The 12,403-nt window shown below is 56.0% G+C and carries 11 protein-coding genes and 1 tRNA gene; 10 read left to right on the top strand and 2 right to left on the bottom strand.

The genetic code is table 11. From position 1 onward, the window contains the following. Positions 1 to 40 precede the first annotated feature (40 nt). From AC2FGE_RS18495 to AC2FGE_RS18470, 6 genes are all read left to right on the top strand, one after another. Positions 41 to 1,195: an aromatic ring-hydroxylating oxygenase subunit alpha gene (locus AC2FGE_RS18495; RefSeq protein WP_496820745.1), complete on the top strand. Its 1,155-nt coding sequence runs from the start codon at positions 41 to 43 to the stop codon at positions 1,193 to 1,195. A 29-nt stretch (positions 1,196 to 1,224) separates the two neighbouring features. Continuing rightward, positions 1,225 to 1,464 carry a hypothetical protein gene (locus AC2FGE_RS18490; RefSeq protein ID WP_496820779.1) on the top strand — a complete coding sequence of 80 codons (240 nt, stop codon included), beginning with the start codon at positions 1,225 to 1,227 and terminating at the stop codon, positions 1,462 to 1,464. A gap of 380 nt (positions 1,465 to 1,844) precedes the next feature. Next, positions 1,845 to 2,558: a DNA helicase gene (locus AC2FGE_RS18485; RefSeq protein WP_496820744.1), complete on the top strand. Its 714-nt coding sequence runs from the start codon at positions 1,845 to 1,847 to the stop codon at positions 2,556 to 2,558. Between the two features lie 231 nt (positions 2,559 to 2,789). Next, positions 2,790 to 4,241: a flavin-containing monooxygenase gene (locus AC2FGE_RS18480; RefSeq protein ID WP_496820743.1), complete on the top strand. Its 1,452-nt coding sequence runs from the start codon at positions 2,790 to 2,792 to the stop codon at positions 4,239 to 4,241. Between the two features lie 4 nt (positions 4,242 to 4,245). Further along, positions 4,246 to 5,220, top strand: a complete 975-nt coding sequence (locus AC2FGE_RS18475; RefSeq protein WP_496820742.1) for an alpha/beta fold hydrolase — start codon at positions 4,246 to 4,248, stop codon at positions 5,218 to 5,220. An 85-nt stretch (positions 5,221 to 5,305) separates the two neighbouring features. Then, positions 5,306 to 5,382 (top strand) — tRNA-Met (locus AC2FGE_RS18470). A 52-nt stretch (positions 5,383 to 5,434) separates the two neighbouring features. Here the strand turns inward: AC2FGE_RS18470 and AC2FGE_RS18465 are convergent. Further along, positions 5,435 to 6,223 (bottom strand): hypothetical protein, encoded by a 789-nt coding sequence (locus tag AC2FGE_RS18465; RefSeq protein ID WP_496820741.1) that lies wholly within the window; start codon positions 6,221 to 6,223, stop codon positions 5,435 to 5,437. A 141-nt stretch (positions 6,224 to 6,364) separates the two neighbouring features. Further along, entirely contained in the window at positions 6,365 to 6,922 is a 558-nt protein-coding gene (locus AC2FGE_RS18460) for a ZrgA family zinc uptake protein (RefSeq protein WP_496820740.1), read from the bottom strand. Between the two features lie 248 nt (positions 6,923 to 7,170). On the opposite strand from AC2FGE_RS18460, the gene AC2FGE_RS18455 reads away from it, so the two are divergent. The 4 genes from AC2FGE_RS18455 (at position 7,171) to AC2FGE_RS18440 (ending at position 12,365) form a co-directional block, all read left to right on the top strand. Continuing rightward, positions 7,171 to 8,442 (top strand): imelysin family protein, encoded by a 1,272-nt coding sequence (locus tag AC2FGE_RS18455; protein WP_496820739.1) that lies wholly within the window; start codon positions 7,171 to 7,173, stop codon positions 8,440 to 8,442. Positions 8,443 to 8,713: 271 nt separating this feature from the next. Continuing rightward, positions 8,714 to 10,261, top strand: coding sequence for a di-heme oxidoreductase family protein (locus tag AC2FGE_RS18450; protein WP_496820778.1), 1,548 nt, complete (start codon positions 8,714 to 8,716; stop codon positions 10,259 to 10,261). 3 nt (positions 10,262 to 10,264) lie between these two features. After that, on the top strand, positions 10,265 to 11,275 hold the full coding sequence (locus AC2FGE_RS18445) for an imelysin family protein (protein WP_496820738.1): 1,011 nt from the start codon (positions 10,265 to 10,267) through the stop codon (positions 11,273 to 11,275). Between the two features lie 4 nt (positions 11,276 to 11,279). Beyond that, positions 11,280 to 12,365 (top strand): DUF1513 domain-containing protein, encoded by a 1,086-nt coding sequence (locus tag AC2FGE_RS18440; RefSeq protein ID WP_496820737.1) that lies wholly within the window; start codon positions 11,280 to 11,282, stop codon positions 12,363 to 12,365. Positions 12,366 to 12,403: the final 38 nt, after the last annotated feature.

The following is a 12,403-nucleotide window of genomic DNA, read 5'->3' as shown; positions in this document are numbered from 1 at the left end:
CAATAGGGTTTGCAATGCAATTCAGTCGCAGGAGAGCCTGATGAATAAACATGGCCCGCTTTCATCGGTTCTGGCCGATGTGAACACTGCCAACGGTCTGCCAAACGAACATTACGTCGACCCCGGCGTTTTCGCCGAGGAGCGGCAATCCGTTCTTTACGCAAACTGGTCCGGCATCGGATTTGGCAAGGATGTCCCTGAAGCCGGAGATGCAAAACCAGTGGATTTCCTGGGTATGCCCTTGCTGATCGTCCGCGACCGTGATGGCGAGATTGGAGTATTTCAAAACACCTGCCGCCACCGCGGGATGATCCTTGTGGATGCGCCCAAAAAAATTGGCGGCGCCATTCGCTGTCCCTATCACAGCTGGTGCTACAGCCTGAAGGGCGAGTTGCGCGCGACACCCCATGTTGGCGGCCCCGGTCAGAACAAACATCAAGACGTCAAAAACGAAGACCTTGGGCTGGTGCGTATTCGTTCGCATGTCTGGCGCGATGTGATCTTTGTGAATGTCGACGGCAATGCCCCGGCCTTTGAGGATGCGCATCGGGAGTTGCTGGAGCGCTGGAAGGAGTTCGAAACTCCACTGTTCCATGGCGGCGATGAGTCCTCTTTCAAGCTTGAGGTCAAAACCAACTGGAAGCTGGCGGTCGAAAACTATTGCGAAAGCTACCACCTGCCGTGGGTCCATCCGGGGCTCAACAGCTATTCTCGGCTGGAAGATCACTACAATATCGAAAAGCGCGGGCATTATTCGGGTCAGGGCACATTGGTCTATCGGCAATTGACCGATCAGGACGGCGCAACAATGCCCGATTTTCCGGATCTCAGCGACAAATGGAATGAAGGCGCGGAATACATCGCGCTTTATCCGAACGTCTTGCTGGGCGTTCAGCGCGATCATAGCTTTGCAATCATCCTGGAACCAGTCGATCAGGGCAATACTGTCGAGCATATCGAGCTCTACTATGCCAAAAGCGAAAGCGAGACGCCCGAACATGACGGGCTGCGTGCCTCGAACGCACAATTGTGGAAAACCGTTTTCGAAGAAGATGTTTTTGTCGTCGAAGGCATGCAAAAAGGCCGACATGGTATGCTGTTTGACGGCGGCCGGTTCTCGCCCGCGATGGATGGCCCAACGCATAACTTCCACCATTGGGTCGCGACACAGATAGAGAATGGACGCTCCGAATAGTCTCGAAATCGCACATGGAGCTGAAAGAAATGGACAGGGCAGCGCTGGATGAATTGTTGCTGGCCGCGCATGCGCGCAATGATCCGGCTGCCCTTGTCGCATATTATACGATGGCCGCCGATGAGCGCGAAGGCGCAGGCGACATCGATGCGGCCTGTTTTTTCCTGACCCACGCCTTTGTCTTTGCGCTGGAGCACGGCGCACCTGAGGCTGATATCCTCAATCTGCGTCTGGTGCGCCATGGTCGGGCCGATCGCCTAGAACTGTGATCTCCGAGCAGCCGCCAACCCGTGTCCTTTGAGGTGCGCCCGGTTGTTGAACGACAGAGATGTTCGACTATTCAGCCACATTACTGACCCCGCTCGGCCCCTGCGAAATTCTGCAATTTCCGGCACCAAGGCTTAGAAGGACAGCACACAATACGGCTGCTCTCAGCCCAAATAGAGCTTTCGTCAGCGTGCGGAGAATAACCAAAACCCAATTGAGTGTTGCAACCATTCAAGGTAATATCTGCGCATGGCCTTGCTCGGGCCTCCCCCCTCCACTGGGGCAGCATTCAACATGCAGAGCGATACTGAGTCGAACCCAACCTGTTCGAGCGCGCGCATAAGGAGGGATTGCGGAGACCACTCGAATAAGGAGGTTCAAGATGAAACTTTCATCTCCAATCTACAAATTAAAGCGTCATGCCAAATTGCTGGCTCGTGATAGCGACATTAGACTCCACGAGGCACTTAATCAGATTGCCGCGAAAGAGGGCTTCAACGACTGGAGTCATTTAGCGTCCAACTACTCTAAAGCATCACCTGCAAAAGAAATCATAAGGCAGATGCAATCAGGTGATTTGGTGCTTATCGGCGCGCGCCCAGGACACGGCAAAACACTTCTAGGGCTGGAGCTGGCTGCATTGGCTGAAAAAAACAATCGCACAGGATATGTTTTCACCTTGGACTACAATGAAATGGACGTTTGGGATCGACTTGAAAAGCTCGGATTTGACGCTCAGGGTTTTGACCGTCCTCTTGTCGTTGATACCTCGGACAGCATCTGCGCAGCTCATATTATCGAATGCGTCAGCACAACGGCTGATGACGCGCTGGTCGTTGTTGATTACCTACAGCTATTGGATCAACGGCGAAGCAATCCACCACTTGATGAACAAGTCCGGGCACTCAAAAAATTTGCTGCCAAACGCGGGGTGATTATTGTCATAATCTCACAGATTGACCGCTCATTTGAGCTGTCGTCAGGTAATTTGCCAAGCATTGATGACATTCGATTGCCAAATCCAGTCGATCTGTCGATTTTCGATTTAAGGTGCTTCTTACATGACGGTGAAGTTCAGATAGAAATGGCGGCATAAGCTGGTCGACCTGCTTTGCGGGCATTCGCTGAATGTCCGCAAAATCCGCGCTGTATTGAGCGATCACGGCACTTTGAACGCTTGGTCCGGGTCAAAGATGCACGACGTTCCACACCAGCGTTCTGAACCGAACAAACGACAGCTTGCTTCTTACCCCAGCATCCTTATCTATGCTGGGGTGATCACCATATGGTTGTGCTAAGGGGCGAGAGCTTGGATCAAAAAACGGATATGTTGATCATAGGCGCTGGCATCGCCGGGATGACCATGGCACTTGAGGCGCGCAAACTGGGCATCCGCGATATCACCATTCTGGAAAAGGCAGATGATATCGGTGGGACATGGCGCGAGAACACTTATCCCGGGGTTGCCTGCGATGTGCCATCGCATCTTTATAGCATGGCGTCCCATCCGAACCCGGATTGGAGTCAGGTCTATGCAGGTGGGGCCGAAATACAGGCATATCTGCGAGGCATTGCACAAAAAGAAAACCTGTATAACCTCTGCCAGTTCAACCAGCGCCTGAAATCCGCCAGGTGGCGCGGTGATCATTGGTACGTTGAAACAGATGAAGGGCAGCGCTGGACTGCTCAGTTCCTGGTTTCGGCCATCGGAGCGCTGCATATACCCAAAATCCCCAAAATTCCGGGTACAGAAAGTTTTGCCGGACCCAGCTTTCATTCCGCCGAATGGGATCACGATGTTGATTTGACCGGCGCAAATATAGCTGTTGTTGGCACAGGTGCTTCGGCCATACAGTTTGTCCCGGAAATCGCAAAGATCGCGAAGCGGGTAACTGTCTTCCAACGCAGCGCCCCTTACGTTCTGCCGCGTATGGATGGACCGGTCGCGCCATGGGTCAGACGGCTGTATCGGCAGGTTCCGCTGCTCGCGCGGATGAGACGAAGCCTGATCTTTGCCTATTTTGAATTCCGCCACCGCGTGTTCCGGCGCGAGAAGCTTATGGTGAAATACGCCATGCACCTGTGGCACAAAGCGTTGCATTCCGCAGTATCGGACCCGGCAGAGCGGGAAAAGCTGACCCCGAACTACCAGATCGGGTGCAAACGTATCCTCAGCTCGAATGACTGGTATCCAGCCCTGATGCGCGACGATGTCGATATCATCCCTTCGGGCGTCGCGTCGACCGAGGGTGATACGATCACAGCCAGCGACGGGACAAAGGTACAGGCCGATGTTCTGGTCTGGGGAACCGGTTTTCACGTGACCGATATTGCTGAACGTCTGGACATTAAGGGCGCAGACGGTCTGACACTGCGCGACGCTTGGTCAGACGGGATGCAAGCCCATCTGGGCACCGCAGTTGCAGGGTTCCCGAACTTTTTCATCCTTTTGGGACCGCATACAACGCTGGCCCACAACTCGGTCATTTTGATGATCGAGGCGCAGGTGCGTCATATCGGCGAAGTGCTTACGTCAATGTCGGATCAAGGCATTCGCACGATCAACCCGCATGCAGAAAAGCAAGCCGCATTTACACAGGAAATGCAAAACCGGCACGCGGACGCTGTTTGGCAAGACGGCGGTTGCACATCATGGTATCAGGATGCCAAAGGTCACAATACGGCCCTGTGGCCCGGAACCGCTGCTGAGTTCCAGCGACGTATGGCCGCCGCGGGCATCGAACACTACGTACCCTTGTCCGACGCAAAAGGAGACTGATGAGATGACAATTGTTCTGAGCGTGCTGGCACTTCTCGTGGTCTTTCTTTTGGGTATGCACCTCTGGACAAGGCATCTGACCAAGGTTGGCCTTCAGACCGTTCCTCAATTGGGCCAGATAATCCCGGTCTCAGGCGGCAGCATTCATTACGTTGAAAAAGGCGACCCCAACGCACAAACGATTGTGATGATCCACGGGCTGGCCGGGCAATTGCAGCATTTCACCTATGGGCTGATGGATGAGCTTGCGGATGAGTATCACATGATCGCCTTGGACCGATCAGGCTGTGGATATTCTACCCGCGACACGGCTGAGATGGGCCGTTTGCCCGAACAGGCCCGCATGATCACCGAATTCCTCGATGCAAAGGGCGTCACTGATGCCGTGTTAGTCGGGCATTCACTGGGCGGAGCGGTCTCACTTGCCATCGCACTGGACTACCCGGACCGCGTGTCCAGCCTAGCCCTGCTTGCGCCCTTGACTCATCAAATGCCAAAGCCGCCAGAGGTGTTTAAATCCCTTGAAATCCGCACGGCCTGGATACGCCGCCTGATCGGAAACACCCTGGCTGTTCCCATTGCGTCCAAAACGGCACCCCACGTCTTGCAGGTGGCCTTTGACCCCGAAACAGCCCCGGATGATTTCCTGGAACGTGCTGGTGGCGCGCTCGGCTTGCGCCCGTCAGCCTTTATCACCGCATCACAGGATCTCGTCGGGGTAGATGACAGCATCGCAGCCCAAAGCGCACGCTATCCTGAACTGAAAACGCCCGGAGGAGTTTTATACGGGGCACAGGATACGATCCTGTCCCCCGCAATGCACGGGCCGCAAATGCAGCAGTTTGGATTGACATATGAAGAGGTCGATGGTCTGGGCCATATGACCCCCATCACCGTGCCGGAAACATGTGCAGATTTCATACGCAGGGTAATCCAGAACGCTGCGAAAGCAGACAATACATCAACTGATGTCGGTTGAGGTTAGATCAGAAAAATTCCCTGTCGAACCGACCATTTCCCCCTTGACCCTCTCCGACGGCTCGCTTACATCGCCTCTCACTCATGGCGGAGTAGCTCAGTTGGTTAGAGCAGCGGAATCATAATCCGCGTGTCGGGGGTTCAAGTCCCTCCTCCGCTACCACCTCCCCCAAATATCCTAATCAAACCATCCGCAAAGCCTTGATTTGAAACCGCTATCGGTTCGCTTTGCGCGCCTTTAAACCATCCAGATAGGCCCGTTTTTCGATCTGAACCTCTTCATCGCTTAAATCTGAACGGTTAAGCTCACGGAAATATGCGGCGGCCCCAGGGGGTTGGACATTCGCATTTTTGACGGGGGTCAGATCATCTGAGCGCACATTAAGTATCGACAGCACCTTGGTAAGCGCCAAGAATCGGTCGTCAGCGTCTGAGACATTGATCCGCGCGACACGCGCGTGGGTCGAGACCGTTTGTTCGACCCTGCTTACCACCGCATCCAGATCGGAAGCAGCCTTGAGCTGTTGGCTATAATCCGAAAGCTCCTCCATCAGCCTGCTTGCCTGAAGGTTTTGCCAATATACACTTCTGATCCAATCGGATGGATTTCTGGTTGTGAAGAAAAAAGTCACTTGCGCCTGCCTGCCAAAAAGCCGCTGCACCTCTTCCAACTGAACCCGTGCAAGTACATGGGTCTGAGTATATGACCAGACGTTCTTGCGGCCCGGGATCATGCCTGCGAATTCTTCGCTACTGATCAACAGGGGTTTGTCTTCTTGGCCGACAAAGGCTTCGAGCACCGTGTGCAGCTTTTTGCGAAAACCCTTTAGCACGCGATCTTGAGGCAGGACGGCGTATCGGCGCGCCGAAAATCCAGCCTCTTTCAGGTCCCGTGGCAAAAGCATGTTTAAACGATTATTCAGAACCCTTCGGTTTTTGTGGAGCATTGATTGGAGGGTTCTGGTCCCTGTTTTGTGAAAGCCCTGGTGAATGACAACTTTCATCCCAGCCCCCTAGCCGTCAGCCTTCTCCAGCTTGAACCACCTCGTTCCCAGATAAAGCGGATACTCCGTTCTTCTGAGGCTGCAAACCATGATCTATCGGGCCAAAAATGGAACAATAGCCCTCAGGAATCGATACTGTTTCTAAAGACCGGTCAAATCAATCAACGGAGTCGCGCGCGTTACTGCAAACTCATGAGAGCTGTCAGGCAAGGTGATGCTGATCTCAAGGCTCTGCGTTCTTTCAAAACGACTGAAATAGGCGAACTCAATTGTCGTCAGCGCTGCCATGTCCTGGCATTGGATAACATAGTCCGCACGAAACTCAGAATGTTCCGGCCCCTGCGCTGCCCCATCGCTGGCTTCCGCGGCCTGTGTTTGGTCGGCTATTTCCTCTGACGTCAATGCAACATTGGCAGATGCAGTAAAACAGCCTGCGTCCTCGGGAAGGACAAACAACTCCAAAGGCTTAGACAAATCCGAAATGGCAACCGCAACCATAGCGCGATCTTCATCTGTCTCGGCCTGGCTTTCGAACCCAACGATATCTGAGCTTGGAACGGCCAGTGACAGCGCGAACTCTGCCCCGGCGAACACCATGCCAAGCTGTCCGGTTCCGTGTTTACGTTGGCCGTCCTGCTGCGTCGCATGGGCTGCCACCCCCGCCGACAACAAAGACAAAAGAAGAACCAGGCGCTTCATTAACCACGTACCACCAAAAATAGAATCACAGGTCAGAGTTTAGCCCGAATCGCGGGGGGCGCAACGCGGGTCGCTACGGCACGCATCGCTAGATATGGGGATATGCGGCAGTTTGCCCATGCGCAGGCGTATATCTGACAATAAAACTCAGGTTGACAATTCTGACTTATTCACTCAGCTTTTAGGCGTTAGAACAATGTGTCGCCTCTGACCGCACTGCCTTTCACTGACAGGAAAGATCAAACCCCATGACGAAGTTTATTGTCGCTGCCAGCGCCCTGACCCTTTGCGCCGCAACCGCCGCATCGGCCGCCGATGCCCCCGCAAAATCAGATATCCTGAATACTTACGCGAATATCGCCGAAGCCAATTACGCTGACAGCCTGATCGCTGCGATGTCGCTGCAATCTGCCGTTAGCGCTCTGATCGCCGATCCGTCAGATGCTACCCTGAACGCGGCGCGCGCCGCCTGGCTTGCCGCGCGCGTGCCTTATCAACAGAGCGAAGTCTATCGTTTCGGCAACGCGATCGTCGATGACTGGGAAGGTAAGGTAAACGCCTGGCCTCTTGACGAAGGTCTGATCGACTATGTCGACGCGTCCTATGGCGGCCCGAGTGACGAGAACGAGTTTGCTGCACTGAACGTCATCGCCAACCCCAGTTTCGAACTGTCTGGCAACGCTGTTGATGCATCTGAAATCACTCCTGAACTGCTGGCAGAGACATTGCATGAGGCGGATGGGATCGAAGCCAATGTGGCAACCGGTTACCACGCAGTCGAATTTCTGCTCTGGGGTCAGGACCTGAATGGTCATGGCACTGGTGCTGGCAACCGCCCGTGGACTGACTTTGCACAAAATGACAATTGCACCAACGGAAGCTGCGACCGCCGCGCCCAGTACCTGAGTGCCGCAACCGATCTGCTGGTCAGCGATCTGGAATGGATGACGGCACAATGGGCAGAAGGTGGCGACGCGCGCGACGCGCTGACTGAAAACGAAGACACCGGCATCAGCGCGATTCTGACTGGCATGGGCTCGCTTTCATACGGTGAAACCGCAGGTGAGCGGATGCGTCTTGGCGTGATGTTGAACGATCCGGAAGAGGAGCATTCCTGCTTTGCCGACAACACCCATAACGACCACTACTACAACGGCGTTGGCATCCAGAACGTCTATCTGGGTCGCTACACTCGGATCGACGGGACCCCAGTCAGCGGTGCGTCATTGTCTGATCTGGTCATCGCAAGCGACCCCGCGCTGGATACCGAGATGAAAGCCAAACTGGCGAACACCATGCTGGCCCTGGGCGCGATGAAATCCACCGCCGAAGCGGGGTTCGCCTATGACCAGATGTTGGAACGCGGCAATGCCGGAGGCGAAGCTTTGATCATGAGTGGCGTGAACGGTCTGATCGACCAGACCAAAACGATCGAACGTATCGTTGCTGCGCTTGAGCTAGAGAATATCGAATTCGAAGGATCGGACAGTCTGGATAACCCGGACGCAGTGTTCCAATAGTCAAAACCCTGTGACCAGAGGCGTAAAGCCGCGCCTCTGGTCATATTGGCATTGCCTTATGCCTCGTACCGTTGTTTCTGATCCTGGGCGCCAAGCCGCAGCTCAAAGAGAGCTAGACTAGAGCCTTGTACGTGGAAATGCGATTGGCTGCCAAACTCAGTTGACCCTACCTGTACGGTACTGATCAAACGATTGATCACTGATGAAGAAAGTCACATCAATGCTCTGGAAACGCCAGCTGATCTGCCTGAACGGCGCAGCACAGCCACCTATGCGTAACTCAATACTCCAGAATTGGACAAAGGCGTGTGGCATTATCGCGCTGACGCTAAGCACTTTGGCCGCCACCCCCGCTCTGCCGTCCGAACTCCAGGACCTGCACCTGTCCGTCATTCCCCGCACCGACGAAGAGCTGGACCGCATATCCAAAGCCACCGCGCCACCACGGGATTTCACCACCCCGCAACGCTTTGAAGACCTGCCCGCAGGGGCCGCGACAGTCCGTGCGCGCAACGATGCCGACGCGTTTTCCCTGCCTTCGCGCAACCTGAGCTTTGAGCAGGAGCTGGATTTCAGAGTCGGAAACGGGTTGTTCAGGAAAATCTGGGTTTCATCACCATCCTCGACACTTGCCTCAGATGGGTTGGGACCGCTGTACAACGCACGCTCTTGCCAGCGCTGCCATATCAAGGACGGGCGCGGGCATACGCCAAATGGGCCGGATGACACCGCGATTTCGATGTTTCTGCGGGTCTCTATCCCCGGCACGGCGGAAGACGGTTATGCCGAGATCGCGGATTACATCGCCACCCTGCCCGATCCCACCTATGGCGGTCAGATGCAGGATTTTGCACTGGCGGGGCATCCGGCAGAATACCGCTTGGACATCACATACAGCGAGGTTCCCGTTACGCTTTCGGAGGGAGAAACCGCCTCTTTGCGCCGCCCGACCTACCATGCCGCCGATCTGGGCTATGGCCCGTTGCATCCGGATGCCATGCTCAGTCCCCGGGTCGCACCGCAGATGATCGGCCTGGGATTGCTGGAGGCGATCCCGGTCGAGGACCTGCTGGCCAAGGCCGATCCAGAGGACGCGGATGGGGATGGGATATCAGGCCGCCCGAACATCGTTTGGTCGGTGGAATATGATGCGCCGATGATGGGACGGTTTGGCCATAAAGCCGGAATGCCGACCGTCATGGAACAATCCGCGGCGGCCTTTGCGGGGGATATCGGCATGTCCAGCCCCTTGTTTCCTGCACCCTATGGGGATTGCACCGATACGCAGACCAATTGTGTGCAAGCACCGCATGGCGATAATGACGACAGAGGTTTCGAGATTGATCAGGTCGGGATGGACCTAGTGGCCTTTTACAGCCGCAATCTGGGTGTACCCGGCCGCCGCGACGTAGATGACCCTGCGGTGCTAAAAGGGAAAGAGGTGTTTCATAGCTCCGGCTGCACCTCGTGCCACACTCCGTCGTATGTGACCCACCGCCTGGAAGACCGCGAAGAACATAGTTTCCAGTTGATCTGGCCCTATACTGACCTTCTGCTTCATGATATGGGCGAAGGTCTGGCCGACAACCGCCCTGAAGCACGTGCAACAGGCCGCGAGTGGCGCACCCCCCCGTTGTGGGGGATTGGCCTGACCGAACGTGTTTCGGGCCATACAGAATTCCTCCATGATGGCCGCGCGCGCAATCTGCTAGAAGCCATTCTGTGGCATGGCGGCGAGGCGCAAGCCGCCCGGGACAAGGTCGTTTCTATGCCCAAAGCCGACCGGGATGCCCTTATCCGTTTTTTGGAGAGCCTGTGACACATGTATAAACTCGCCCTGATCGCAGCCTTGGTTTTTCCGCTGTCCGCCGCGGCGCAGGACCGCACGCCCGCGCTGGTCGATGTGACTGAAAACCACATCCTGCCACGCTTCACGGCCCTTTCCGAAGCAACAGACGTTCTGGCCATGACAGCGCAGACGGATTGTGCCCCGGAATCGCAAGCCCTTCGGGCCGCTTATAGCACAGCATTCGACGCATGGATTTCGGCCAGCCACCTGCGATTTGGGCCGACCGAAACCGATGATCGCGCCTTTGCGATGGCTTTCTGGCCGGACACCAAGGGCTTTACCCCCAAAGCCCTGTCAAAACACATCGCTATCGAAGATGCCGCCGTCGCCTCAGCTGAAGCCTATGCCGAAACCTCAATTGCCGGGCGTGGATTCTTTGCGCTGGAACGGATGCTCTATGACCCTGAGTTTGCCCAGCAAGGCAGCGCCGACTATCGCTGTGCCCTGATTCAGGCGATTAGTGCTGATATTGATGCAAATGCCGATGCTATGGCTGCCGACTGGGAAACCTATGCGCCCGACCTGACCCAACCTGGGGCTGATGGTCCCTATCGCACACAAGATGAGGCCCTGCAGGAATTGTTCAAGGCACTGTCGACCGGACTGCAGTTCACATCCGAGACACGTCTGGGCCGGCCGCTGGGCACGTTTGACCGACCGCGCCCCAAACGGGCCGAGGCGCGTCGTTCCGAACGGTCCTTACGCCATGTTGAGCTTTCGCTAGTCTCAGCGCGTGACCTTGCGGCGCGCCTGTCTGCCAATCACCCGGAAATCGCCGCCGATCTGGAAACAGCTTTCAACCGCGCGATCGAGAGTGCCCGGTCGATAGACGACCCCGCTTTGGCCGGTGTTGCAGATCCCCAGGGTCGCTTTCGGGTAGAAGCGCTGCAACAGTCGATCAATGATATTCGCCAGATCGCTACGACCGAGCTTAGCCCGACACTTGGCATCAGCGCCGGCTTCAACTCATTGGACGGAGATTAAGCCCTTGACCAGTCGCAGGCATTTCCTCGCCGGTCTCGCTGCTGCCAGCATCGCCCCGATCCGAGGATGGGCCGCGGCAGGTGCACCAGATTACCTGGCAGCTGGGCTTTTCCCGGATGGGTCTTTTCGACTGGCGGGTCTGAGCGCTGAAGGGGATATCCTGTTCGCCCTGCCCCTACCCGCTCGCGGTCACGCCGCCGCCGCGCATCCGTCAGAGCCCCAAGCCGTAGCCTTCGCACGGCGCCCCGGCACATTTGCGGTTGTGATTGATTGCGCCAGCGGTACAGAACTGACCCGACTTGAGGCCCCTGAAGGTCTTCATTTCTATGGGCATGGCACGTTCTCGGCAGACGGAACCCGGTTTTTTGCCACCGAGAATAGCTATGACAGCGGAGAAGGGCGCATCAGCGTCTGGGATGCGAAAACCTTCGAGCGGCTCGACGAGTTCTCATCTGGTGGCATTGGCCCTCACGACATCCGCCTGATGCCAGATGGGCAGACCCTTGTGATTGCCAATGGCGGTATTGAAACCCACCCTGAAACCGGCCGCACCAAGCTGAACCTGCCGGTAATGCGCCCGAACCTCAGCTATCTGAGCCTGACAGGCGGAGTGCTGGACAAGATGGAGTTGCCCAGCGCACTGCACAAGAACTCGATCCGGCATCTGGCTGTGCGCGGCGATGGGCTCGTCGGATTTGCCATGCAGTGGCAAGGTAACCAGACCGAGCATCCGCCGCTACTGGGTCTACACCGAATAAGCCAAGACCCGGTCTTGCTGTCCGCCCCGGTTGCAAAACAACGCCATCTACAGGGATATGCGGGCAGCGTTGCCTTCTCGTCCGACGGCGCAACCATTGCCATCACCTGCCCGCGCGGCAATGCGCTGCATCGGTTCAACGTGCAGACCGCTACATTCACAGACGCCTCGGCACTGCAAGACGTTTGCGGGCTTGGCGCGGGCCCCGATGGGTTGACCTTCACAACTGGAACCGGGCTATTTGGCACATTAAACCCCGAAGATCCGAAGGTTCTGTCGCGTTCGGATTGCCAATGGGACAATCATCTGATCCCGATCCGTAGCTTCGCGTGAAACTCGGCAATCCCCGTCACATAGTTTACACTTGGAAG

The sequence above is a fragment of the Ruegeria sp. YTSA075 genome, from assembly GCF_059610245.1.
Note: the sequence above shows the minus strand (reverse complement) of the source record. Positions and strands in the feature narration are given on the sequence as shown.

Bases quoted from the DNA above. Each gene is read 5' to 3' on its own strand.
- AC2FGE_RS18455 (WP_496820739.1), top strand. From the start codon at position 7,171: ATGACGAAGTTTATTGTCGCTGCCAGCGCCCTGACCCTTTGCGCCGCA.
- AC2FGE_RS18480 (WP_496820743.1), top strand. From the start codon at position 2,790: ATGTTGATCATAGGCGCTGGCATCGCCGGGATGACCATGGCACTTGAG.
- AC2FGE_RS18445 (WP_496820738.1), top strand. From the start codon at position 10,265: ATGTATAAACTCGCCCTGATCGCAGCCTTGGTTTTTCCGCTGTCCGCC.
- AC2FGE_RS18475 (WP_496820742.1), top strand. From the start codon at position 4,246: ATGACAATTGTTCTGAGCGTGCTGGCACTTCTCGTGGTCTTTCTTTTG.
- AC2FGE_RS18460 (WP_496820740.1), bottom strand. From the start codon at position 6,922: ATGAAGCGCCTGGTTCTTCTTTTGTCTTTGTTGTCGGCGGGGGTGGCA.
- AC2FGE_RS18465 (WP_496820741.1), bottom strand. From the start codon at position 6,223: ATGAAAGTTGTCATTCACCAGGGCTTTCACAAAACAGGGACCAGAACC.
- AC2FGE_RS18485 (WP_496820744.1), top strand. From the start codon at position 1,845: ATGAAACTTTCATCTCCAATCTACAAATTAAAGCGTCATGCCAAATTG.
- AC2FGE_RS18490 (WP_496820779.1), top strand. From the start codon at position 1,225: ATGGACAGGGCAGCGCTGGATGAATTGTTGCTGGCCGCGCATGCGCGC.
- AC2FGE_RS18450 (WP_496820778.1), top strand. From the start codon at position 8,714: ATGCGTAACTCAATACTCCAGAATTGGACAAAGGCGTGTGGCATTATC.
- AC2FGE_RS18495 (WP_496820745.1), top strand. From the start codon at position 41: ATGAATAAACATGGCCCGCTTTCATCGGTTCTGGCCGATGTGAACACT.